The following is a 23149-nucleotide window of genomic DNA, read 5'->3' as shown; positions in this document are numbered from 1 at the left end:
CATGACATTAGATTGTGAACAGTTGGTAATCGGCACGCTGTGTATGCCATTAAAATTCGTCATCCCCGCGTAGGCGGGGATGTGGATTCACATTCGAAGTGCAACGGTTGAAGAGAGCATGCCTCGGCGGGTGTTTTGAAGTCGAGGCATTTTCGCGGTGTATTGTTGTAGCGTTGGATGATGTCCTCAAAGTGGGCAGGCGAGAGATCCTCGATGTTGGTCTTGCGCGGCAGGTCGCGTCTGAGGCGGCCGATGGCGTTTTCGACGCCGCCCTTTTGCCATGGGGCGTGGGGGTCGCAGAAGAACGTATCGATGCCGAGACGGTGCAACCTGTGGTGCTGTGCAAACTCGGTGCCGTTGTCGAGGGTCAGGGTTTGGCGCAAGGCGGCGGGCCAGGGCCGCAGCATGGCGGCGAGCAGGTCGGCGGTGCGCCGGGCCTTTCGGTCGGGCGGATGGCAGATCAGGGTGTAGCGCGAGGAGCGTTCATGGGCGACGAGGATGGCCTGGCCGTATCGGGCGAAGAGCATGAAGTCGGCCTCCCAGTGGCCGGGCCGGGACCGATCCGCGGCCTCGTCCGGGCGCATGGCGATGGGTTGGCGCTTGGCGATGAAGCGGACCGAGGATCCGCCGGGCTTGCGGCGCCATCCGCGGCGGGCCTTGGCGCGGGGCAGATAATGGCGCCATGATCGATCGTTCGTCCGCCTGATCTGGGCATGGATGAAGCGATAGATGCTCTCGTGACTGATGATACGCACGCCGGCCTCGCGGGCCATGCGGCCGGCGATCTGCTCGGGTGACCAGCCGGCCGCGAGGCGGCCCAGCACGCCCTCGCGCAAGGCCTGATCGCGTTCGAGGCGCATGCCCGACCAACGCCGGGTGTTGCGCGGCGATCTGGACGAGAAAGCGCGACAATCAAGATGAGAATCCGGTGTGTCGGGATCGGCGTAGGGCGTAGCCCGTAGCCGGTCCCGACACACCGGAGGCACTCTTTGCCGGGTGCCTGTGATGGTCGTGGTGGCCGCTATGCATCGGGTTTTCCGGGGAGGAGGACCTGACGTGTGGCCGGCCGACACATCAACGATCATCAAGTGAGACTTTTCATGACCAACAGACGTTATGACCCCGTCGCCTTGGCGGCGGCGAAGGCCGGGTTCAGTCCGGCGACGGGCTATCGGGTTCTGCAGGCCACCCAGCTGCCATCGCAGCGGCAAACACCGCGCAGCCGGCGCCGACCCGATCCCCTTGCCGGTATTTTCGATGAAGTTGTCGTGCCGATGTTAGAGGCTGCCCCGGGCCTTCGGCCCATAGCGATCTTCGAGGAGCTGCGGCGCCGATATCCCGAGACGGAGTTCGGCTCCCGGCGAACCCTGGAGAGGCGCATTCGCGACTGGCGCGCCGTCAACGGGCAAGATCGCGAAGTCATTTTCCGGCAAGTGCACGAGGCCGGGCGGCTCGGCCTGTCCGATTTTACGTGCATGGACGATCTGGGAGTTTCCATCGCCGGACAGCCCCTGGACCATCTGCTCTATCACTTCCGGCTTCCATGTGGCGGCTTCGAACACGGGCACATCATCCTGGGCGGCGAGAGCTTTGTCGCCTTGGCCGAAGGGCTGCAGAACGCGCTCTGGTCCGCAGGCGGCGCGCCGAAGCTTCATCGTACCGACAGCCTCTCGGCCGCCTTCCGCAATCTGGACGCGGATGCCAGGGTCGACCTGACCAAGCGTTATGACGCGCTCTGTGACCATTATGGAATGGAGCCCACGAGGAACAACCGGGGCGTTGCCCATGAGAACGGCGCGATCGAAAGTGCCCATGGCCATATCAAGGCTGCCATTAGGGATGCGCTGCTGCTGCGCGGGAGCGCCGACTTCTCCGACCTTGCCGACTATCGCCGCTTCATCGACGAGGTCGTGAATGCGCGCAACCGGCGGCACGGCCCCGGGATCGATGCCGAACGCAAGTTCCTGCAGCCGCTGCCGGACGTGCGCACCACCGACTACGAGGAGATCCTCGTGACGGTCACATCCTCGGGCGGCTTCACGTTGCGCAAGGTGTTCTACACGGTCCCATCCCGCCTGATCGGGCACCGTTTGCGGGCTCGCCTTTATGATGACCGCCTCGACCTCTTCATCGGCGGCACGAGACTCATGACCCTGCCGCGCGGACGCGCAGGCATGAACGGGAAGCACGGCCACGTTGTTGATTACCGGCACGTGATCCATTCCCTGCGCCGTAAGCCCATGGCACTGTTAGGGCTGGTCTATCGCGATAGCCTGTTCCCGCGAGAGGCCTATCGCCTGATGTTCGACCACCTGCTGGAATTTCAGGGCGAGCGGGAAGCCTGCCGCACCACCGTCGAACTTCTGGCCATGGCTCACGAGCGTGCATGCGAGGCCGAACTCGCGGGGCTCCTGACCGAGGACCTGGCGGCGCGCCGAACGCCGTGCCTGACAACCTTGCGGGCCCGGTTCTGTCCGGACCCTGCCGATCTGCCCGAAGTCGTGGTCGAACTGGTGCCGCTCTCGATCTACGACGGACTTATCGAACAGGGAGAAGCCGCATGAACGCAACTCCCATGATTGATGCACAGCGTCTCAGCCTCATGCTCAACGAACTGCGCTTGCCCACCATCAAGCACATCTGGGGGGACTTCGCCGCCCAGGCAGACAAGGAAGGATGGCCCGCCAGCAGATTCCTCGCCGCGCTGGCCGAGCACGAACTTGCCGAACGCGATCGGCGTCGGATCGAACGCCACCTGGCAGAGGCACATCTACCCGCAGGCAAGACCCTCGACTGCTTCGCCTTCGATGCCGTGCCGATGATCTCCAAGGCCCAGGTCATGGCCCTGTGCGCTGGCGATGGTTGGCTCGAGCAAGGTGCCAACCTCATCCTGTTCGGTCCGCCCGGCGGCGGCAAAACCCACCTCGCCGCAGCTATCGGCCTGGCGTTGGTAGAGCGGGGCTGGAGGGTTTTGTTCACCCGGACCTCCGACCTCGTGCAACGCCTGCAGGTCGCGCGGCGCGAACTCGCGCTCGAATCCGCGATGGCCAAGCTCGACAAATACCACCTGCTGGTTCTCGACGACTTCGCCTACATCTCGCGCGACCAAGCCGAGACATCGGTGCTCTTCGAGTTGATCAGCGCGCGCTACGAGCGACGGTCGTTGCTGATCACCGCCAACCAGCCCTTCGGCGAGTGGAACAGGGTCTTCCCCGATCCCGCGATGACGCTCGCCGCTGTCGACAGGCTCGTCCACCACGCCACCATCTTCGAGATGAACGTCGAAAGTTACCGGCGGCGCACCGCTCAGGCCAGACGCACCGGTGCCGGGCGGCCCGCCGCATACACCACGCCAAAGGTTCTCGAGACCATCCGCGACAATCAGGATGAGAACGACGAACTTGCCAGCGACAATCTAAACGGGCACTGATCGACGCGCTGCGACAATCACATTCTCATCCTGATTGACGCGCAATCATCATCCAGTTTGTCGCGCTACAGCCGGGCGCGCGCCTGCTCTTGCGCATAGCCGGGCCGATAGCCCACCGTGCTGCCGCTGTTGCGCTTCAGCTCCCGAGAGATCGTCGATGCCGAGCGATCCACAGCTGCCGCGATCTGGCGCAGCGATTGCCCGTCTTCATGAAGACGGGCAATCGTACACCGCTCTTCCAGATCAAGCTGTTCGTAAGCTCTTCCCATGACAACACCATAACCTGGTGTTGCACTTCGTTTGTGAACTTGGCGTCTTGCGCGGCAGGTCGCGTCTGAGGCGGCCGATGGCGTTTTCGACGCCGCCCTTTTGCCATGGGGCGTGGGGGTCGCAGAAGAACGTATCGATGCCGAGACGGTGCAACCTGTGGTGCTGTGCAAACTCGGTGCCGTTGTCGAGGGTCAGGGTTTGGCGCAAGGCGGCGGGCCAGGGCCGCAGCATGGCGGCGAGCAGGTCGGCGGTGCGCCGGGCCTTTCGGTCGGGCGGATGGCAGATCAGGGTGTAGCGCGAGGAGCGTTCATGGGCGACGAGGATGGCCTGGCCGTATCGGGCGAAGAGCATGAAGTCGGCCTCCCAGTGGCCGGGCCGGGACCGATCCGCGGCCTCGTCCGGGCGCATGGCGATGGGTTGGCGCTTGGCGATGAAGCGGACCGAGGATCCGCCGGGCTTGCGGCGCCATCCACGGCGGGCCTTGGCGCGGGGCAGATAATGGCGCCATGATCGATCGTTCGTCCGCCTGATCTGGGCATGGATGAAGCGATAGATGCTCTCGTGACTGATGATACGCACGCCGGCCTCGCGGGCCATGCGGCCGGCGATCTGCTCGGGTGACCAGCCGGCCGCGAGGCGGCCCAGCACGCCCTCGCGCAAGGCCTGATCGCGTTCGAGGCGCATGCCCGACCAACGCCGGGCGCGCGCCTGCTCTTGCGCATAGCCGGGCCGATAGCCCACCGTGCTGCCGCTGTTGCGCTTCAGCTCCCGAGAGATCGTCGATGCCGAGCGATCCACAGCTGCCGCGATCTGGCGCAGCGATTGCCCGTCTTCATGAAGACGGGCAATCGTACACCGCTCTTCCAGATCAAGCTGTTCGTAAGCTCTTCCCATGACAACACCATAACCTGGTGTTGCACTTCGTTTGTGAACTTGGCGGATCCCGCTTCTTCTTTTGCGCGGGGCGGGAGGTGGCCAAGAAAAGCGGGCCCCCGCCTTCGCGGGGGCGACGAGAGTGGAAGTTTGATGGCTTGTTTTCGACACTAAGTGGATTGGTCGTGCCCTGAAAACCATTGTCCCGCGCAAAATCGATCCGCTCCACACTCCCGCCCGCCTTCACGCTTGACCGCTGGAAATGCACACGCCACCCATGCGGCCCATGATAAAAAACCTTCGGATCGCCGCGGGCCTCGCATGTGCGCCGCTCGCTCTCGCCGCTGCCTCGCATCTGTCGGCAGCCACTCCCACCGACACCATGATGAACGAGCAGGTCGCCTCGTATGACTGGGTGCGCCCGCAGGCGGACTATATCCGCCGCGTGGTGATGATTCCGATGCGCGACGGCAAGAAGCTCTACACCGTGATCGTCATGCGCAAGGGTACGACCGACGGGCCGATCCTGCTCAGCCGCACGCCCTACAATGCGGACAAGATGACCAGCCGCAACCGCAGCCAGAAGATCGAGGAGATCCTGCCGGTCGCCGATGCGGACTTCGTGAACGACGGCTATATCCGCGTCTATCAGGACGTGCGCGGGCTGGACGGGTCCGAGGGCGACTATGTGATGAACCGCCCGCTGCGCGGCCCGCTCAACAATACCAAGGTCGATCACGCCACCGACACCTATGACACCATCGACTGGCTGGTGAAGAACGTGAAGGAGAGCAACGGCAAGGTGGGCATCACCGGGTCGTCCTACCTCGGCTTCACGTCGCTGATGGCGCTAATCAATCCGCACCCGGCGCTCAAGGCTTCGGTGCCGCAGAGCCCGATGGTCGACGGCTGGATGGGCGACGACTGGTTCCACAACGGCGCCTTCCGCATGTTCGGCTTCGATTACGACCTTGGCCAGACCGTCAAGAAGGGCGGCGGCGCGGTGCCCAAGGGTACGGGCGACGAATATCAGGCCTATCTCGAAGCCGGTTCGGCGCTCGACTATGCCAAGGCCTATGGCCTCACCGACCTGCCGGTGGTGCGCAAGATCCTCGAACACCCCAGCTACGACGCCTGGTGGCAGGGTCAGGCGGTGGACAAGCTGCTGGCCGCCCGCAAGCTGACCGTGCCGACCATGCTGGTCGTCGGCCAGTGGGACCAGGAAGACAGCTACGGCGCCCCGGCAGTCTACCGCGCGCTGGAGCCGCAGGACACCAACAACGACATGGTGTCGCTGGTGATCGGCCCGTGGCGCCACTCGCAAGTGAACTACGAAGCGCGCGAACTGGGGCCGCTGAAGTGGGAAGGCGATACCGGCGGCCAGTTCCGCCGCAACTACATGAAGCCGTTCTTCGATTGCCACCTCAAGACCAATGCGCCGAAGTGCGACACGCCGCCGGTGCTGACTTATGCGACCGGCGCAGTGGGCGCGAAGGGTGGCTGGGAAGTCTCGCAGAAGTGGCCGGCGGGTAACTACACGCCGCTCTATCTTGCCGGGAACTACGGCCTTTCGTGGGCCAAGCCGGCAGCGGGCAGCGACAGCTATGTCTCCGATCCGGCCAAGCCGGTGCCTATGCTGCCGCGCCCGGTCCACATGCAGGGCGACGAGTGGCGCACCTGGCTCGTGCATGACCAGCGCTTTGTCGATGGCCGTCCGGACGTGCTCAGCTACACTACCGGCGTGCTCGACAAGCCGGTGCACATCAAGGGCGCAACCAAGGTGGACCTGCACGCTTCCACCACCGGGCAGGACAGCGACTATGTGGTCAAGCTGATCGACGTCTATCCGCAGGAGAACTCGGCCAATCCGGAGCTGGCGGGCTATCAGCTTGCGGTGGGGATCGAGATCTTCCGCGGCCGCTACGTCAATGGCTTCGACAAGCCGCAGCCGCTGGAGCCGGGCAAGAGCTACGGCTTCCAGTGGTCGCTGCCGAACGTCGATCACGTGTTCCTGCCGGGCCACAAGATCATGGTGCAGGTGCAGTCCAGCCTGTTCCCGCTCTATGATCGCAACCCGCAGTCGTGGGTGCCTTCCATCATGGAGGCGATGCCCAAGGACTATGTGAAGGCCACCGAGACCGTGCAGTATGGCGGCGACGCAGCCAGCGCGGTCTGGCTGCCGATCGCCGGGGACTGACCTGCCTGATTGTCTCCCGGTCGACAGAAAAAGAGACCGGGAGACAATCATGAGCGGACCATTCGACCTTTCCGGGCGCCTTGCGCTCGTGACCGGCGGCGCCAGCGGGATCGGCGCGGGCATCTGCGCGGTGCTGACGTCCGCCGGGGCGCGGGTGGTCATTCTCGACCGCGACGAGGCCGGTTCGCGCGCGCAAGTGGAAGCGGGCGCGGCCGTGGATGCGATCACGGTGGATCTCGCCGAAGAGGCGTCGATCGTCGCCGCCTGCGCCGAGGCGAGGGCCCGTCACGGAACGCCGTGGCTGCTGGTCAACAATGCCGGGCTCCAGCACCGCGAAATGCTGCTTGAGGGCACGGCGGCGCACTGGGAGCGGATCGAGGCGATCAACGCCCGCGCGCCGTTCCTGATGATCCGCGAAGTGGCACGGGCGATGGTGGAAGGCGGCGAGGGCGGCCGCGTGGTCAACTGCGCCTCGTGCGGGCTGGTCGGCCAGTTCGTGCAGGGTCTGGCGGCCTATATGGCGAGCAAGGGCGCGCTGGCGGCGCTGACCACGAGCGCGGCGTTCGAACTGGCGCCGCATGGCATTACCGTGAATACCGTGCTGCCGGGCGGGGTCGGCACGCCCGGCGCGATCCATGCCGAGGGGCCGCCGCCGGTGGGGCCGGGCAATCGCACCCCGCCATTCGGGCATTGCACGCCTGAGGACATCGCCTCGGCCGTACTCTACTTCGCAACGCCGATGGCGCGGCGGGTGACCAATCAGGTGCTCGCCGTCGATGGCGGTTTTACGGTGACTTGAGCGGGTAAGTCTGGGCAAAAACTGTATTTTCCAGCCCAAAGACCACCCCGAATCTCCCCGTCATCCCCGCGAAGGCGGGGATCCCGCTTGTTCTTTTTTCGGCACGCAGAGACGCAGAGAGAGCGGCGGATTGCCGCCCGGTCTCTCCGCGTCTCTGCGTGAACTCAAGATAAGCGGGGCCCCCGCCTTCGCGGGGGCGACGAGGTGTAAGTTCGATAGCACACCGGAATACTGGGGCGCCTCTGACGGGACGAACTGGCGCCAATCCAGCCCCGTTACACCGCGTTGCGCTTCGCAATCGCCCCCAGCACCGCCGCGCTCGGCTTGGGCGTGCGCGCGAACGTCGTGCGGTCGACCGAGCACAGTCCGTACTTGTGCTTGAAACCGAACACCCATTCGAAGTTGTCCGCCAGCGTCCAGTGGACATAGCCCAGCACCGGCACGCCATCGGCAATGACCTGCTGCAATCCGGCGAGCGATTCCGGAATGAACTTCGCGCGCACCGCGTCGTCCTCGATGCCGATGCCGTGTTCGGTCACCATCACCGGCCTCCCGGTCGCCTCATGGGCATAGCGCACCGCACCGGCCAGCGAGGCCGGGTAGATTTCCGTGCCCATCTGGTTGTGCGGCGCGTCGGCGGGGGGCTGGACCTGACCGTCCGCATTCCAGATCGCGCGGGCGTAGTTCTGCACGCCGATGAAGTCGTCCTGCTTGGCCAGTTCCAGCCAGGCGCCGTAGAACTGCTTGCGGATGGCATCGCGCTGGGAATTCGCGCCCACAGCCTGGTCGTCGCTCATGGTCAGGCTGACGCCCACCGGCAGATCGCCCCGCGCGGCCTTGATCGCGGCGCGGCCCGCCTTGTGCGCGGCGAGCATGTTTTCCTCCAGCAGCGGGATATCGTCATGCTCTGGCAGCATGCCGTTCTTGAAATTGGTGCTGCCGCTGGCCGCGCCCGCCGCCTGGTTCATCGCCTTCACCATGCCGGCCATCTGCGGCGGCAGGCCCTTGTCCACCAGGTGGATCATGTTCGGCTCGTTCAGCGTGGTGGCATAGCCCATGCCCGCCGCCAGCCGCCGCGCTGCCTTGTCGCAATAGCGCGCGAAGAGGTCGGCGGCGTCCTTCTGCGTCCAGCCGCCCTTCGCGGCGAACCAGCGGGGCAGGGTGAAGTGGTTGAACGTCACCATCGGCGTCAGCCCGCGCGCGTGACAGCCCTCTATCATCCGCGCGTAGTGGTCGAGCATGACGGTCGAGAACACGCCCGGCTGCGTTTCGATGCGGGCCCATTCGATCGAGAAGCGATAGGTATCCAGCCCCACCTGCTGCACCAGATCGAGGTCGCGCGGCCAGAGTTCGAAGGAGTTGTTGGCATCGCCAGAAGGCTCCATGAACATCGTCGGCTTCACTTGTTCGACCAGCCAGAGGTCGCTCAGCGCATTGTTGCCCTCCACCTGATGCGCGGCGCTGGCGGTGCCCCATTTGAAGCCTTTGGGGAAGCCTTTCGGCGTTGCCGCAATTGCCTTGCCTGCCTGCGTGGCAAGCGCGCTTGCTACCAGCCCGGAGGCCAACATCGTCCTGCGATCCATTACTCTCTCCCTGTTTGCGCCGGTTTACGGGATCAGCCGGTCGGCGGTTTCGTTCCATGTCGCCACGAGGTCGAATGCGCGATCCTCCAGCAGCCATTGCAGTTCCAGCCCGTCCATCGCCGCCAGCACTTGCCGGGCGAGGCGCTCGGGCGTCCCGCTCAGCGGGCCGAGCAGTTCGGCGAAACGGCGCCGCGCGAGCCGGTCGCGCGTGATGAAATAGGCGTGGGCGGGATGATCGGCAGCCAGCGCCTCCACCCGCAGCATGGCGTAGAGCCGCACGAGTTCAGGCCGCTCCGCATTGCGAGCGACGATGGCGGCCAGCACGCGCAGCATTTCGGCCCGGTCGCGCGGTTCGGCCTCTCTGGGGAAAAGCGCGGCAATGGCGTCCTCATCCTGCGCGTCGCGGTGGTCGAGCACGGCGAGCAGCAGGTCGGTCTTCGAGCCGAAGTGGTGGAGCAGCCCGGCGTCGGTCATTGCGCAGCGCATGGCGAGATCGCGGATCGAGAAGCCGTGAAAGCCGCGCTCGCCGATGACGGCAATGGCGCTGTCGAGGATCGCGGCGCGGCGGTCCTCGCGGTTCATCCGCGTGCGCATGGGCTTCCTCTCGCTACCTAGTGATCGCTAGGTAAGGCGATTGACGAGAGGCGGGAAGGGTGGCGCGTTAGCCATCGCCGGGGCGAAGTGGGGAGGGGGGAGGTCAGGCTGAGACGCAGAGCAGGCGGAGGAAGCCTGTAATTCAGCCAACTCCGTCGCCCCCGCGAAGGCGGGGCTCCCGCTGCCTTTTCGCTGCGCTCGCCAAGAAAAGCGGGGTCCCCGCCTGCGCGGGGACGACGAGGTGTTATATTTCGTGCCTCAGGTCCGGCCGGATAGATCCGGGATTCAGAGAGGCTTGCCCGGTAAGGCGACGTCTCCGCGTGAAACCGCATCACGTCTCGCCAAACAGCTCCCGCTGCGAAGCCTCGATTTCCTCGAAGTACCGCCGCCGCGCATGGCGTTCGGTGACCACGCCGACGACTTTGCCAACGCCGTCCACCACCGCCAGTTCGTCCGCCACCGCCATGTCGAAGGCCTTGAGCATCGCGCGGATGTCGGTTGCGGGCGCAACGGACGTATCGACGAGTGTCGCCAGCGTGCCGACCTCCGCCTCGGGATCAAGCTCGGGATTCCATGCCGAGGCCGTGGAAACGAGGCCGGCGTAGCGCTCTTCTTCGTCGAGCAGGATCGCCTTGCTGGCCGAACCGAGCGGCACGCGGGCGCGGAATTCGGACAGGGACAGCGTGGCCGGGGCCGAAACCCAGTCGGTGCGCATGATGCGCCCGGCCGTAAGGCTGAGCATCCAGCCGATGTCGCGCGGGCTGCGGATGATCGAGCCGCGGATGTGCAGCCGCCACGTCGAGAACGAGTAGCCGAACGTCTCCCGCGTGAAGGCGCTGGATACCAGAGCGGCGGTCAGCACCACGCCCATCAGCGCGAAATCGTGCGTGGTCTCCAGTATCAGCATGGCCAGCGTCATCGGCCCGCCGACCACCGACACCGCAAGGCCGCTCATGCCCACCAGTGCGGCCTGCGTGGGGTCGAGCTGGATGCCGAAAGGCAGCATCTGCACCGCGCCCGCGAAAATCAGGCCGACCAGCGATCCCAGGAACAGCGAGGCGAAGAACAGGCCGCCGCGAAAACCGAAGCTCAGCGAGATCACCGATGCCGCGATCTTCAGCACCAGCACCAGCAGCAGGAACTGGATCGGCGGCTGCATCGCCAGATTGAGATGCATCGCCCCGTGCCCGGCCGAGAGCGACTGCGGCGAAATCCACGCCAGCGGCATCAGCAGCATGCCGCCGATCAGCGGCCGCCACCGGGTTATCCGGGACAGGCGCTGGATGTGCATTTCGGCGAAAGTCACCATCCGCATGAGCAGGATGCCGACCAGCGCGCAGATCAGGCCGAGCAGGGCATAGATGAAGTAATCGCCGGTGGTCAGCGGCAGCTGGCTCGACGCCGCGATCAGATAGGGTTCGACGCCGAGCTGGCGGGTGATGAAGGCCGCGCCCAGCGCGGCGGCAATGACCGGGGCGATGGCCGCCGGGGTATAGGTGCCGATCACGATCTCGAACGCGTAGAACGCGCCCGCCAGCGGCGCGCCGAACGCCGCACCCACCGCCGCGCCCGCGCCCGCGCCGACCAGCGTGCGCATGTCCGCGCGGCGCAGCTTGAACCACTGGCCCAGCACCGAGGCGACGCCGCCGCCCATCTGCGCATAGGCGGCCTCCAGCCCTACCGAGGCTCCCGCGCCGTTGGAAACGATGGTCTGGGCGGAGATGATGAGGTTGTCGATGAAGGGAATGCGCCCGCTGTGGAGGGCATTGCCCTCGACCACGTCGATCGGCGCGCGGCGGCGATGGCGCAGCAGATAGGCGATGCCGACCAGCAGCAGCCCGCCGAAGGGGAGCGCCAGCAGCCTTATCGGATGGCGGATTTCGCCGATGGCGCTCAGGCGGTTGCCGGTGACGCCGTAAAGAACCTGTTGGATAGCGTGGGCGAGGAAGCTCTGGAGGTTCGTCAGCCAGCCCGCCGCGATCCCCGCAAGGACGGCGAGCAAAATGAAGGCCAGTTCGCTCTCGCGCAGCCGCCGGCGCTGGCGCACGATAAGGGCTTTCAGCGCGTTAACGGCTGGTCTTCGCATCGAAGCCGATTGAGCCTCCGGGCGTGGGGGAGTCAAGGCGGGTCTTGGGGGAAACGGAGGATTTTGGGGAGAGGGCTCGATCTGACGGTCTTGCCCGGCACCGCTACCACACTCCGCTCATCCTGAGCTTGTCGAAGGATCTGCCCAGCTTGAGTCGGTCGCAGGAGCGGCTTCATCCTCTGGGTTGTGCGCGACTGAAGCGGTTACACCCCTCCGTCAGCGCTGCGCGCTGCCACCTCCCCTTGCAGGGGAGGAATGAGAGAAGTTAAGCCCCGAACCATCCTTTGGCATCCGCCGCCGCCAGCTCGCCTTCGAGATAATCCCAAAGCGCCGGTGCGCCGAGGCTGATCTGCGCTTTCAGCCGCTTCACCACCCGCTCGTGGCTGATCGCGTTCTCGCGCCAGCTCTGACCTTCATTGCGCAAGTTCAGCAGCGCCGGCATGGCGCGATCGATGGCGTGGGCGAAGCGAGCCTCGACGGTCTGTTCTTCCTCGAACTCGATCCAGAGGCCGCGTAAGTAGTCGGCTTCGGGATCGGGGAGCATGCCGAAGATGCGGTCGATGGCGGCGCGTTCGGCCGCCTTGCGCTCGGCCAGTCCTTCCTCGAAGAAGACCATGACGTCGCCGGTCTCGATCTCGCCGATGTCGTGCACCAGCAGCATCGCCATGACCCGGCCGATGTCCGGCGTGCCCGCGGCATAAGGCGCCAGCGCCACCGCGAAGAGCGCGATCTGCCAGCTATGCTCGGCCGAGTTCTCGTAACGGTCGAGGCCGACGGGCATCACCTTGCGCGTCACCGCCTTGAGCCGGTCCAGCTCCATCACGAAGTCGATGACGTTCTGCATTGCCCTTGCCTCCATTGCGACCGACCGTCGTTGCGGGCCGCCTTGGAGGCTTGGCTGGCGATTCTCAAGCGGGGAGGGCGGGCTGTGCAACTCAAATCCACTCGACCCAAACCGGTCACGCCAAGTCCTTAAGCCCAAACCCTCACCCCAAAACCTCGTCATCCCCGCGAAGGCGGGGATCCCGCTTCTTCTTTTTCAGCACGCAGAGACGCATGAACTGAAGAAAAGCGGGGCCCCCGCCTTCGCGGGGGCGACGGTGTGATGGTTGGAAAGCCCGAGCTTGGCCAACCTGACCGAAGCTTACTTCGGCGGCATGCGAATGCCGCCGTCGAGGCGGATGCACTGCCCGTTGAAGTACGTATTGCGCGCCAGTTCCATCACCAGCGAGGCGAATTCCTCGGGATTGCCCAGCCGCTTGGGGAAGGGCACGGCCTTGCCGAGGCCTTCGTAGACCGCCTCGTTCATTTCCTTCACCCGAAGCATCGGCGGCGTGGCGAAAGTGCCCGGCAGGATGGCGTTGACGCGGATGCCAAGGTCCATGAGGTCGCGGGCCATCGGCAGGACCATGGCGTTCACCGCGCCCTTGCCGCCGCCATAGGCGACTTGGCCGATCTGCCCGTCCTGCGATGCGGCGGAAGAGGTCAGGATGATGGAGCCGCGCTCGCCGTCCTCGTTCAGCGGATCGGCATTGGCCATGCCCAGGGCGGCGATCGAGGCGACGCGGTAGGAGGCGGTGAAGATGCCTTCGGCAGATTTGGCGATCTGCTCGGTGGGCGCGCGCTTGTAGGCGCCGGTGGCCTTGTCGAACGAGACGGTCTTGCCGCCGCCCGCGACGACCGCGCAGTGCACCACGATCCGCTCCTGCCCATGGGCGGCGCGGGCCTTGGCGAAGCCGGCCTCCACGCTTTCCTCGTCCAGGATGTTGACCTTGCAGAACACGCCGCCGATTTCGGCCGCGAAAGCCTCGCCCGCTTCCTCGCTGATGTCGAACACGGCAACCTTCACGCCCGCGTCGGCAAGGGCCTGCGCGCTGGCGCGGCCGAGGCCCGATGCGCCGCCGGTAACGACGGCGGCCAAGGTGGTGTCGATCTTCATGGCGACGGATTCTCCCGCGATTCGTGTCTGTTCGTGTTTGCCCACGGGCTAGCGCACTTCGGCCCGGCGGTGCGCGGGGGAATGCGCGTGGGCGCCAAGTATCGCTCCAGCGCAATGGGGGACCTGCGGCGCGTGCGGCTTGCATCGATTGCCGATGGCGCTGCACCTTCGGACAGGCGAGCGCGGGGCCTCGGTGGAAGACCCGTGCGGGAAAGGGCCGCGCAAGAGCCGGCCCGGAAAATAACGAGCGGAGAGCGAAATGGCCGAAGGGGATGTGGTGCTCGACACCAGCGACGTCGACAAGTGGGTGGGCAAGCCCGTTATCTTCGCGGAGTTCTGGGACCCCTGCAACGCGACCGACATCCGCCGCTGGGCACAGGCGATGGACTATGCCAACCCCTTGCACTGGGACGAGAATTTCGCCCGCGCCAGCAAGTTCGGCGGCATCGTCGCGCCGCAGAGCTTTACCGTGGCGATGGACTATGGCCACGGTTGCCACCCGTCCTGCGTCGGCAAGATTCCGGGCTCTCACCTGATCTTCGCGGGGGAGGAATGGTGGTTCTACGGCAATCCCGTCCGCCCCGGCGACAAGCTGGTGCAGGAGCGCACGTTCGCGGGCTATCGCATTGCCGAGACGGGTTTTGCGGGCCCGACGATGTTTGCGGACGGCGATACCGTGCACCGCAACCAGCACGGCGCGCTGGTGGCCAAGGAGCGCGCGACCTCGATCCGTTACCTTGTGGAGGAGGCCAACAAGCGCAAGGTCTACGACAAGGAAAACCGCGCGCCGAAGCTCTGGACCAAGGCCGAGCTGGATGAAGTGGCGAAGCTGCGGCTGGACTGGATCCGCTCGAACCGCGAGGGGATTTCGCCGCGCTGGAAGGACGTGAACGTCGGCGATGCCTTGCCGCGCCGCGTGATCGGCCCGCACAGCCGCGTGACGTTCGCGCTCGAATGCCGCGCGCATCGGCAGAACATCTGGGGCACCTGGCGCTGGAACGTGCCTGAGGGCATGTACGATCCGGCGCAGGAAGACGCCGGCTTCGGCGGCGACATGACCTACGATTTCGAGGCGCGCAAAATCGATCCGCGTCAGGCCGACGGCCTGTTCCATGGCCCCAGCTCGGGCCACATCAATCCCGAGAAGGCCGAGAAAGTCGGCATGGGCGGGGCCTATGGCTATGGCTCGTCGATGAATGCCTGGCACCTCGACACGGTGGCCTACTGGGCTGGGCACGAGGGCTATATCTGGCACTCGAAAACGCAGTTCCGCAGCCCCGCTTTCGAGGGCGACGTGACCTACGTGGACGCCACCGTGACCGACAAGCAGGAGACCAGCGAATTCGGCATGCCGGTGGTCACGGTCGAAACCCGGATGTCCACGCAGGACGGGGCGACGATCCTCAAAGGCACCGCGACGGTTTCGCTGCCTCTTTAATAGGGCTGCTCTGAAAGAGAGGAGAGTGCCATGGCGGACCGTGAGGACATTGTCGAACTGCTGAACCTCTACGGGCTCGCCATGGACACCCGGCGCTGGTCTCTGTTCGACCGCATTTTTACCCCCGATTGTGCGGTCGATTACGGCCCGGGTTCGTGCTGGGACGCGTTAGGTGCCTTCAAGGACGCGTTCGGTGCCTTTCATGCACTGTTCGACGCGACCCAGCATGTGATGAGCAATCACCTTGTCCGGGTCGAGGGAGACCGCGCGTTTTCGATGACGTATGGGCAGTGGCGGCTCATCCGCCATGCCGCCGGTGAGCCGCCGGTCTGGGACGGCAGCGGGTACTACGACGACGAACTCATCCGCACCGAACAGGGTTGGCGGATCGCCCAGCGCACGTGCCGGGTGATCTACTGGACCGGCAACCCGCGCGTGCAGACGCCGAGCGAGGATCTTGAATTCAAGCTCGACCTCGTCGCGCTCCACAAGGAGGCGGAGGCTGGGAATATCGGCCTGTTGAAACCGTAGGGTGGGATCAATGTACCCCCCGCTTCAGCCCCACTATTTCGTCGCCCCCGCGAAGGCGAGGGCCCCGCTTTCTTGAAACCTCTCGTTCGCGCGCAAGAAAAGCGGGATCCCCGCCTTCGCGGGGATGACGGAGGTGGGGTTAGGTTTTACGCGCTTTTTTTGGGGCGGCCATTCGAACCTACCCACGCCGCCAACGCAAAACCGGTTCAGTCGAAGTCGAGAATGACGTGGGGAATATCGCCCTCGATCCGGCCATGCGGGGTCTGGTAGTCGGTAACCGGCACGCCGAGATCGCGGCCGATATCCAGCGTTTCGCCATTGCCAGCCGCCATCAGCATCGACGTCGGCAGATGGACTTTCGCCAGTTCACTTCCGTTGACGCTCAGCGTCACGGTGGCCGGGCCGCCCAGAGCCTCGACCGCAAAGCGCATGGTGAGGGTGACGGCCCCCTGCGGCAGCGCGCGGTCGCCCACTACGCGGGTGAGTTCGTCGGGATCGGTCGATCGCGCGGCGACGAAGGCGGGGCGCCCCTTGTCGAGATAGAGGCTCCATCCCCCGAACCGGCTGCCGAACGCCACGACCGCGCCCGAGGCCGTGCCGGTATCGAGTTTCAGGTCCGCATTCAGCGTGAAACTGCGGGCGAACGGCACCGGCTCGCTGTTCGCGGGGAGGCTGATGTCCTTGCCCCAGAAATCGAAATGCTTCCTGCCGCTGCCGCGCATCGCCGCCGCGCCGCGGGCCATGGCGAAGCGGTGGTCGAGAGGGAAGACGTTGTTGCGCGCGGCTTCCTGCTTCCACAGATCGAGCATAGCCTGAAGCCGCGCAGGCTCCTTCGCGGCAAGATCTGTGGACTGGGAGAAATCCCGGCTCAGATCGTAGAGCGACCACTGCATCGTCGGTCGCGCTCCGCCCGGTGGCAGGTTCTCCCAGGCGAGGCGACCATCGTCTCCGGAGAGGAACCAGCCGTCGTGGTATAGCCCGACCTTGCCGCCGATCTCGAAGTACTGGGTGCGCGGTTTCGCGGCGTCGCAGGAGGACAGGCTGGCCAGCAGGCTCTCCCCGTCCAGCGGCTTCTGGGTCACGCCGTAGACGCTTTGAGGCGCAGGCAGATGCGCGGCGTCGAGCACGGTCGGCACGATGTCGACAAGGTGGGAGAACTCGCTGCAGACAGTGCCGGGATGGGCGACATGACCTTTCCACGACAGGATCATGCCATTGCGGATGCCGCCGAGGAACGAGGCATATTGCTTGGTCCAGCGCAGCGGTGTGTTCATCGCCCAAGACCAGCCGGCGGGGTAGCTCTCGTAGGTCATCGGGCCGCCGAGCTTGTCGATATTGGCCTGCATCCAGGCCTCGCTCTCGTCGTGCTTGCCCATCGAGCGCAGTTCGTTGATCGTGCCCTTCGGACCGGCTTCCGCGCTGGCGCCGTTGTCGCCGACCACCAGTGCGACGAGCGTGTTGTCGAGCGCGCCCATGCGCTGCAATTCGTCCAGCACCCGGCCAATCTGCTCGTCCTGATAGGCCAGCTGCGCGGCGGCGACTTCCATCGTGCGCGCGGCGAAAGCCTTCTGGCCGGGGGTGAGGCTGTCCCACGCGGGAATTTCGGCGGGGCGCGTAGTCAGCTGGGTGCCCTTGGGCAGGATCCCCATGGCCAATTGGCGACGCCATGTCTGTTCGCGCTGCACGTCCCAACCCTGATCGAACTTGCCCTTGAAGCGGGCAATATATTCAGGCGGTGCCTGATGCGGGGCGTGAGTGGAGCCGGGCGCCATATAGGCGAAGAACGGCTTGTCCGGCGCGGCGGCTTTCTGGTTGTGAACCCAGCGGATCACGTCGTCCGCCAGCCGGCTGTCGAGCAGTTTGCCCTCGTCCGCCTCCACCTCCACGCGCTGGGTGTCGCGGTAGAGGATCGGCGAATACTGGTCGCTGTCGCCGCTGATGAAGCCGAAGAAGTGCTCGAAGCCGAGCCCGGTCGGCCAGCCGTCGAAGGGGCCGGCCTCGCTGCGTTCATTGGAAGGCAGGTTGTGATGCTTGCCGAACATCGCCGTGTTGTAGCCGTTCAGACGCAGGATCTGCGCCATGGTGGCGGTTTCCGGCAGGATCCGCCCGCCATAGCCGGGGAAGGGCGAGGGTACGTCGCTCAGCCAGCCGACCCCGGCATTGTGGTGGTTGCGGCCGGTCAGCAGCGCGGCGCGGCTGGGCGAGCAGATGCCGGTCGTATGGAACCGATTGTAGCGCACGCCTTGCGCCGCCAGCCGCTCGAAGTTGGGGGTGGGCACTGGGCCACCGAATGCGCTGGACATCGCGAAGCCAACGTCGTCGCTCATCATCAGGAACACGTTTGGCGCGCCCTGCGGCGCGCGGACCGGAACGCCGGGCGCGCCCTTGGCGTCGAGCACGTTCTCGGCCGTGGTACCTGCGAATGGCGCGGCAGGGATCGGCAGAGCCGAGCGCGAAAGCTCCGGCGCCTGCGGAGATTGCGCTCCTGCCGCCGTCGCCGCCGCGCAGGCCACCGCGCTGATCAGCCAACCGAATTTCCGCTTCATATCGCACTCTCCCATAGCGGGACTTGCGATAGGGCTCGCGCGGAGATGTCGTCCAATGCATATCAAGCCATGATTGGATGCATGATGGGAATACCATGGACCTGACGCGCCTGCGCCATATCGTTGCCGTTGCCCGCAACCAGAGCTTCTCGCGCGCGGCGGAGGAGGAGGGGATCACCCAGCCCGCGCTCAGCCGCAGCATCGCCGCGTTCGAGCAGCGACACGGAGTCACGCTGTTCGACCGGGGGCGCGGCGGCGTCCATGCGACGGCGGCGGGGCTTCACGTTGTCGAGCAGGCAAAGCGGCTGCTCGACGCGGCAGGAGACCTTGAACGCAGCCTCAAGCGCTATCCGCAGGGCGAGCCGGGGCAAGTCGCCATCGGGCTGGGGCCGCTGATGGCGGGCCTGTTCCTGCCACGTATCGCCAGTTCGCTGCTGCGGACCTGGCCAGCCATCCGCATCCGAACACAGGTGCGGGTGCCGGATCAACTGGTTGCCGAATTGCTGAACGACCGGATCGAGATGATCCTTGGCAACGACTGGAACCTTGGACGCGTCCCCGGCACCGAGATCGAGCGGCTGGGCCGGATCCGGGTGGCGTGCATGGTGCGCGGCGGCCATCCGCTGACCGGCAAGGGAGCCGTGACCATGGCCGATCTGGAAGCCTATCCGGTCGCCAGCGCCGTGGACATGCCGACCGGCGGCAGGAGCGGCGACGCGGGCAGCTTCATCTGCGACAATTTCCATGTCCTGCGCGAGACAGTCCTGCGGAGCGACTGCGTCTGGATATCCTCGCCCACATTCCTTGCCGACGATTTGCGCGAGGGGCGGATCGTCCAGCTTGACGTCGCGGGCAGTCCGCAGGCGCACGGGGAAATCTGCCTGATCGCCCGGCGCGGCCGCACCCGCTCTCCGGCGGCAGTTGCGGTGGCGGAGGAAGTCCGAGCATTGCTGGACAAGGCGGATGCGTGAGCGGGGGAGGGGACAGGCGGCGGCCTGGCGAAAATCCCGAAGTCCCATCGTTTTTCTAGCCTGCCGGGCAAGGCCGTGCCATCAGGGCCTTCGCACAGGACCGAATACCAAGAGGAAGTGACAAAAATGGCAGGAACACATGGTGGCAAGGTGGCTGGCGCAGCGCCGGTCGCGGAACTCACCGTGCGCGGCGTGCTTCTGGGGGGCGTCATCACGCTCTTCTTCACGGCCGCCAACGTCTATCTCGGCCTCAAGGTCGGGCTCACTTTCGCCACCTCGATCCCGGCCGCCGTGATTTCGATGGCGATCCTGCGCGCGCTGGGAAACTCGACGATTCTGGAAAACAACATCGTCCAGACCGTGGCGAGCGCGGCGGGCACGCTGGCGGCGATCATTTTCGTGCTGCCCGGTCTCGTCATGATCGGCTGGTGGCAGGGCTTCCCTTACTGGACCACGGCGGCGATCACCGGCACCGGAGGCATTCTCGGCGTGCTGTTCTCGGTACCGCTGCGCCGTGCATTGGTAGTCGATACCTCGCTGCCCTATCCCGAGGGCCATGCCGCGGCCGAAGTGCTGCGGGTCGGTTTCGCCACCGATCAGGGAGCGGAAGAGAGCGCCAAGGGCCTGTCGGTGCTGCTGTGGAATGCGCTGGCGTCCGCCGGTTTCGCGATCCTCACCCAGACGCGCCTGATGGTTGCCGAAGCCTCGATCTGGTTCCGCACGGGCGCCGGTGCGACCGGCATTTCGGGCGGGCTTTCCTTCGCGCTGCTCGGTGTTGGCCATCTGGTCGGCCTTTCGGTCGGGCTGGCGATGTTCCTTGGCCTCGTAATCGGCTGGTGGGTGCTGCTGCCGATGCTGACGGCGCAGAATCCCATGCCCAATGGCACCGTGGAAAGCTGGGCGACCAGCGTGTTCAGCGCCGATGTGCGCTTCTTCGGCGCGGGCGTGATCGCGGTCGCCGCGATCTGGACGCTACTGCGTATCGCCGGTCCAGTGCTCTCGGGCATTCGTTCAGCGATGGCGGCAAGCCGCGCGCGCAATGCCGGGCATACGCTGGCTCTGGAGGAACAGGACCTACCGATCGGCATCGTGCTGATCGGCACGCTGGCGATGCTTGTGCCGATCGGCATTCTGCTTTCCAGCGTGCTTTCGGGCGGGGCTCTGGCGGGCTCGCAGCTTATGCTTATTGCCGGTGCGCTGCTGTTCGTGCTGGTCATGGGCCTGCTGATCGCGGCGGTCTGCGGCTATATGGCCGGGCTTATCGGTGCGTCGAACTCGCCGGTCTCGGGCATCGGCATCCTTTCGGTGGTCGCGGCGGCAGTGCTGCTGGTGGGCCTGTTCGGGCGCGACCAGTCAGCGGATACGACTGCGGCGCTCGTCGCCTATGCGCTGATTGTCACCGGCGTGGTCTTCGGCGTGGCGACGATCTCGAACGACAATCTTCAGGACCTCAAGACCGGCCAGCTTGTCGGCGCGACGCCGTGGAAGCAGCAGGTCGCGCTGGTGATCGGCGTGATCTTCGGCTCGCTCGTGATCCCGCCGGTGCTCGATCTTCTCAACACCGCTTTCGGTTTCGCCGGGGCACCGGGCGCGGGCCCGGAGGCACTTCCGGCCCCGCAGGCCGCGCTGATCTCGGCGCTGGCCAAGGGCGTGCTGGGCGGTGATCTCAACTGGACGATGATCGGCTGGGGAGCGGCTGCGGGCGTTGTCTTCATCGTGCTCGACGAAGTGCTGGGCCTCATGGGCAAGCTCCGCCTGCCGCCGCTCGGCGTCGGAATCGGCATCTATCTACCGATGAGCGTGATCCTGCCCACCGTCACCGGCGCAGTGGTCGGCTGGTTCTACGACCGTTGGGCCGGGCGCCAGAAGGACCCCGAGTTCGCCCACCGCATGGGCGTACTGACCGCGACCGGCCTTATCGTCGGCGAGAGCCTCTGGGGCGTCGGCTTCGCGGGTATCGTCGCGGCTTCGGGCAGCGACAGTCCGCTCGCGCTTGTCGGCGATCTCGGCCAGATTCCGCTGGTGCTGGGGACGGCGGTGTTCGTGCTGTTGGTGGCGGTGCTGTACCGGCGCACGGTTGCGCTCGTCACGCGGCCCTGACACCGGGGCCTCTCGACAAGGAAGCTTTCGATGCCGCGAAACCCCAAGCTCGACGAGCGTACTTGCCGAATGATTTGCCCGATTGCGGCCGCGATGGTGGGCGTCTGCCTGACCGCGATCGGGATCATCCAGATCAAGCTGGCAGTGCAGGGCAGCCAGACTCTCGCCGACGACTTGCTCTCGCTGGACGCGGTGCTGTTTCTGGTCGCGACGCTTTCGGCCTATTTCGCCTTGCGCGGCGGATCAGATCGGCGGCTCTTCGTGCTTGAGCACATCGCCGACATCAGCTTCATCACCGCGATGACGCTGATGGCCGGTGTGTGCATCTTCATCACCTACGCATTCAGCGTCTGAGAATCCGTTCGGCGCGCGGAACGGGATATCGACGCGAAAGAGTCACAGGGCGTGCTTATGCGCGCCGGAGTGACCGATCCCTTTCCCAAGGATTCCCTGCGGGCCTTCGCGGTATCGCATCTGGCGAAGAACCTCTTGTGGTCGGCCGAGGACGCCTTCGCCTTCTACGTTCTGGTGGTGGTGCTGCGGCTCGATCCGGTTCTTGCCGGGGGCGTGTTTCTGGCCGGTTCGGCGTGGAATGCCCTGCTCGACATCGGCTGGGGCGCTTTGCTGGCCCGGCGGCCTGCACTGGGTCGCTGGCTGCCGGTCATCGCTGCCGTGGCCGCGCCTGTTGCTTGCGTGAGCTTTGCATTGTTGCCGCTGGCCGGTCCGGGCGGCATTGGCCCGGCGATTGCTCTGATTCTTTTGTTCCGCACCAGTTTCGCCTTCTTCGACGTGCCGCACAATGCACTGAACGTGCCCTTGGCGGCACATTACGGGCACATGCGCCTGATGCGCCTGCGCACGATCGGATCCGCGGGCGGTGCGCTGCTGGTTGCGGCGATGGCGCTGCCGCTGATGCTGATCGGCGGCCCCCGATTGCCGACGATGCTCTTCGCATTTCTGGCCTGCATCGCCTTCCTGGGTCTGCTGCCGCTGCCCTGGATGTTCACCCATCTATGGCGCGGGCGGGGCGAGCGTCCGGCGAGCAGCACCGGCCTTCGCGACATGGCGCGCGTCGCGCTTTGCGTGCTGCCGTTCTGCCTTGCGCAGATGGTGGGCGCCGGGGCGCTGGGCGCGATTGGAAAGGCGCTGCTGCATCTCAGGATCAGCACTCAATGGGTGCTTGCCGCTGCGCCTTTGGCCATTGCCATCGCGCGACTGGGAGTGATCCCGGCGTGGAATGCGCTCGCCAGGCGGCATGGCCTCGCGCAGAGCCTGTCGATTGCCTATCTCCTGATCGGTGCGGTCATCCTGCTGCTGCCGGTGGCGGTCGATGCCGGTCCCTTTGGCGCAATCTTGGTATTCGCGGTGTTCGGCGGGCTGGTGGGCGGGATCGCGCTGCTGGCATGGTCGCTGTTTTCGGAGTTGGTCGGGCAGGCGCCGGAGATCAGGGGGCCGGGCGATTACAGCCTTGCCTATGGCCCTGTTCACGGCAACGACCAAGATCGGCCTCGGCGCTTCGGCCTGCCTTGCGGGCAAGTGGCTGGAATCGCAGTCCGACCTGATCGCCATGAACGGCGCGGCGCTTTGGCCGCTGGCCGTGGGCACGGCCGCGCTGTGCCTGACCTGCTCCATTTTCACGGTCCGGCCGGTGTGGATATTCCGCCTGCGTCCCCGCGCGAGCGTGCCCGGAAATGCTTCCGGCTGACGGACTTTCGAACAGTTCATTTCGAAAGCCAGTTTCCATCAGATTTCATCAAGTGAAGATGCGCCCCCGCGCCTTGCGATTTCGGGC

18 protein-coding genes and 1 pseudogene are annotated in these 23149 nt (G+C 65.7%); 10 read left to right on the top strand and 9 right to left on the bottom strand.

The features are described 5' to 3' along the window. Nucleotides 1-59: 59 nt before the first annotated feature. A complete protein-coding gene (locus AC1VVM_RS15635; protein ID WP_482955463.1) occupies nucleotides 60-1085 on the bottom strand; it encodes an IS30 family transposase in 1026 nt (341 codons plus the stop codon). On the opposite strand from AC1VVM_RS15635, the gene istA reads away from it, so the two are divergent. Together istA and istB are read left to right on the top strand one after the other, a co-directional pair. Continuing rightward, nucleotides 1059-2564: an IS21 family transposase gene (istA, locus tag AC1VVM_RS15630; RefSeq protein WP_482955271.1), complete on the top strand. Its 1506-nt coding sequence runs from the start codon at nucleotides 1059-1061 to the stop codon at nucleotides 2562-2564. The genes AC1VVM_RS15635 and istA overlap by 27 nt on opposite strands. Continuing rightward, complete coding sequence (istB, locus tag AC1VVM_RS15625) at nucleotides 2561-3430, top strand: IS21-like element helper ATPase IstB (RefSeq protein ID WP_482955270.1); 870 nt, start codon at nucleotides 2561-2563, stop codon at nucleotides 3428-3430. The genes istA and istB overlap by 4 nt, the downstream gene beginning before the upstream one ends. A gap of 71 nt (nucleotides 3431-3501) precedes the next feature. Here istB and AC1VVM_RS15620 read toward each other — a convergent pair. After that, nucleotides 3502-3699 (bottom strand): annotated as a pseudogene (locus tag AC1VVM_RS15620) (helix-turn-helix domain-containing protein); the annotation flags it as partial. Then, the gene (locus AC1VVM_RS15615; RefSeq protein ID WP_482955462.1) at nucleotides 3674-4594 is read right to left on the bottom strand and encodes an IS30 family transposase; all 921 of its coding nucleotides are present in this window, start codon (nucleotides 4592-4594) and stop codon (nucleotides 3674-3676) included. The pseudogene AC1VVM_RS15620 and the gene AC1VVM_RS15615, both read right to left, overlap by 26 nt. Before the next feature lie 265 nt (nucleotides 4595-4859). Here AC1VVM_RS15615 and AC1VVM_RS15610 point away from each other — a divergent pair, with 265 nt between their 5' ends. Together AC1VVM_RS15610 and AC1VVM_RS15605 are read left to right on the top strand one after the other, a co-directional pair. Further along, nucleotides 4860-6770, top strand: coding sequence for a CocE/NonD family hydrolase (locus AC1VVM_RS15610; protein ID WP_482904554.1), 1911 nt, complete (start codon nucleotides 4860-4862; stop codon nucleotides 6768-6770). A gap of 49 nt (nucleotides 6771-6819) precedes the next feature. Then, nucleotides 6820-7569, top strand: a complete 750-nt coding sequence (locus tag AC1VVM_RS15605) for an SDR family NAD(P)-dependent oxidoreductase (protein ID WP_132386464.1) — start codon at nucleotides 6820-6822, stop codon at nucleotides 7567-7569. A 275-nt stretch (nucleotides 7570-7844) separates the two neighbouring features. Here the strand turns inward: AC1VVM_RS15605 and AC1VVM_RS15600 are convergent, their stop codons facing one another. From AC1VVM_RS15600 to AC1VVM_RS15580, 5 genes are all read right to left on the bottom strand, one after another. Beyond that, nucleotides 7845-9152 (bottom strand): glycoside hydrolase family 1 protein, encoded by a 1308-nt coding sequence (locus AC1VVM_RS15600; protein ID WP_482955461.1) that lies wholly within the window; start codon nucleotides 9150-9152, stop codon nucleotides 7845-7847. A gap of 24 nt (nucleotides 9153-9176) precedes the next feature. Next, the gene (locus AC1VVM_RS15595) at nucleotides 9177-9746 is read right to left on the bottom strand and encodes a TetR/AcrR family transcriptional regulator (protein ID WP_482955460.1); all 570 of its coding nucleotides are present in this window, start codon (nucleotides 9744-9746) and stop codon (nucleotides 9177-9179) included. Nucleotides 9747-10077: 331 nt separating this feature from the next. Further along, nucleotides 10078-11832, bottom strand: coding sequence for a chloride channel protein (locus AC1VVM_RS15590; RefSeq protein ID WP_482955459.1), 1755 nt, complete (start codon nucleotides 11830-11832; stop codon nucleotides 10078-10080). A 265-nt stretch (nucleotides 11833-12097) separates the two neighbouring features. Further along, entirely contained in the window at nucleotides 12098-12676 is a 579-nt protein-coding gene (locus tag AC1VVM_RS15585) for an HD domain-containing protein (protein WP_482955458.1), read from the bottom strand. Nucleotides 12677-12976: 300 nt separating this feature from the next. Then, entirely contained in the window at nucleotides 12977-13771 is a 795-nt protein-coding gene (locus tag AC1VVM_RS15580) for an SDR family oxidoreductase (RefSeq protein ID WP_482904549.1), read from the bottom strand. Nucleotides 13772-14030: 259 nt separating this feature from the next. Here AC1VVM_RS15580 and AC1VVM_RS15575 point away from each other — a divergent pair, with 259 nt between their 5' ends. Together AC1VVM_RS15575 and AC1VVM_RS15570 are read left to right on the top strand one after the other, a co-directional pair. Further along, nucleotides 14031-15209: an FAS1-like dehydratase domain-containing protein gene (locus tag AC1VVM_RS15575; protein ID WP_482955457.1), complete on the top strand. Its 1179-nt coding sequence runs from the start codon at nucleotides 14031-14033 to the stop codon at nucleotides 15207-15209. A gap of 30 nt (nucleotides 15210-15239) precedes the next feature. Next, nucleotides 15240-15740 (top strand): nuclear transport factor 2 family protein, encoded by a 501-nt coding sequence (locus tag AC1VVM_RS15570; protein ID WP_482904547.1) that lies wholly within the window; start codon nucleotides 15240-15242, stop codon nucleotides 15738-15740. Nucleotides 15741-15946: 206 nt separating this feature from the next. Here the strand turns inward: AC1VVM_RS15570 and AC1VVM_RS15565 are convergent, their stop codons facing one another. Continuing rightward, a complete protein-coding gene (locus tag AC1VVM_RS15565; protein ID WP_482955456.1) occupies nucleotides 15947-18286 on the bottom strand; it encodes an arylsulfatase in 2340 nt (779 codons plus the stop codon). Between the two features lie 95 nt (nucleotides 18287-18381). Between AC1VVM_RS15565 and AC1VVM_RS15560 the strand changes: the two genes are divergently transcribed. The 4 genes from AC1VVM_RS15560 (at nucleotide 18382) to AC1VVM_RS15545 (ending at nucleotide 23118) form a co-directional block, all read left to right on the top strand. Next, nucleotides 18382-19257 (top strand): LysR family transcriptional regulator, encoded by an 876-nt coding sequence (locus tag AC1VVM_RS15560; protein ID WP_482955455.1) that lies wholly within the window; start codon nucleotides 18382-18384, stop codon nucleotides 19255-19257. Nucleotides 19258-19383: 126 nt separating this feature from the next. Next, entirely contained in the window at nucleotides 19384-21357 is a 1974-nt protein-coding gene (locus AC1VVM_RS15555; protein WP_132386442.1) for an OPT family oligopeptide transporter, read from the top strand. 30 nt (nucleotides 21358-21387) lie between these two features. Then, nucleotides 21388-21711, top strand: a complete 324-nt coding sequence (locus AC1VVM_RS15550) for a hypothetical protein (protein ID WP_482955454.1) — start codon at nucleotides 21388-21390, stop codon at nucleotides 21709-21711. A 57-nt stretch (nucleotides 21712-21768) separates the two neighbouring features. Next, nucleotides 21769-23118, top strand: a complete 1350-nt coding sequence (locus tag AC1VVM_RS15545) for an MFS transporter (protein ID WP_482956363.1) — start codon at nucleotides 21769-21771, stop codon at nucleotides 23116-23118. Nucleotides 23119-23149 lie beyond the last annotated feature (31 nt).

It is taken from the genome of Novosphingobium sp. BL-S-33, assembly GCF_056857025.1.
This window is presented reverse-complemented; position numbering and strand designations above follow the sequence as displayed.

Coding starts and splice junctions, on each gene's coding strand:
- istB (WP_482955270.1), top strand. CDS start 2,561: ATGAACGCAACTCCCATGATTGATGCACAGCGTCTCAGCCTCATGCTC.
- AC1VVM_RS15615 (WP_482955462.1), bottom strand. CDS start 4,594: ATGGGAAGAGCTTACGAACAGCTTGATCTGGAAGAGCGGTGTACGATT.
- AC1VVM_RS15570 (WP_482904547.1), top strand. CDS start 15,240: ATGGCGGACCGTGAGGACATTGTCGAACTGCTGAACCTCTACGGGCTC.
- AC1VVM_RS15575 (WP_482955457.1), top strand. CDS start 14,031: ATGGCCGAAGGGGATGTGGTGCTCGACACCAGCGACGTCGACAAGTGG.
- AC1VVM_RS15545 (WP_482956363.1), top strand. CDS start 21,769: ATGCGCGCCGGAGTGACCGATCCCTTTCCCAAGGATTCCCTGCGGGCC.
- AC1VVM_RS15580 (WP_482904549.1), bottom strand. CDS start 13,771: ATGAAGATCGACACCACCTTGGCCGCCGTCGTTACCGGCGGCGCATCG.
- AC1VVM_RS15635 (WP_482955463.1), bottom strand. CDS start 1,085: ATGATCGTTGATGTGTCGGCCGGCCACACGTCAGGTCCTCCTCCCCGG.
- AC1VVM_RS15600 (WP_482955461.1), bottom strand. CDS start 9,152: ATGGATCGCAGGACGATGTTGGCCTCCGGGCTGGTAGCAAGCGCGCTT.
- AC1VVM_RS15550 (WP_482955454.1), top strand. CDS start 21,388: ATGCCGCGAAACCCCAAGCTCGACGAGCGTACTTGCCGAATGATTTGC.
- AC1VVM_RS15610 (WP_482904554.1), top strand. CDS start 4,860: ATGATAAAAAACCTTCGGATCGCCGCGGGCCTCGCATGTGCGCCGCTC.
- AC1VVM_RS15590 (WP_482955459.1), bottom strand. CDS start 11,832: ATGCGAAGACCAGCCGTTAACGCGCTGAAAGCCCTTATCGTGCGCCAG.
- AC1VVM_RS15555 (WP_132386442.1), top strand. CDS start 19,384: ATGGCAGGAACACATGGTGGCAAGGTGGCTGGCGCAGCGCCGGTCGCG.
- AC1VVM_RS15585 (WP_482955458.1), bottom strand. CDS start 12,676: ATGCAGAACGTCATCGACTTCGTGATGGAGCTGGACCGGCTCAAGGCG.
- AC1VVM_RS15565 (WP_482955456.1), bottom strand. CDS start 18,286: ATGAAGCGGAAATTCGGTTGGCTGATCAGCGCGGTGGCCTGCGCGGCG.
- AC1VVM_RS15595 (WP_482955460.1), bottom strand. CDS start 9,746: ATGCGCACGCGGATGAACCGCGAGGACCGCCGCGCCGCGATCCTCGAC.
- AC1VVM_RS15605 (WP_132386464.1), top strand. CDS start 6,820: ATGAGCGGACCATTCGACCTTTCCGGGCGCCTTGCGCTCGTGACCGGC.
- AC1VVM_RS15560 (WP_482955455.1), top strand. CDS start 18,382: ATGGACCTGACGCGCCTGCGCCATATCGTTGCCGTTGCCCGCAACCAG.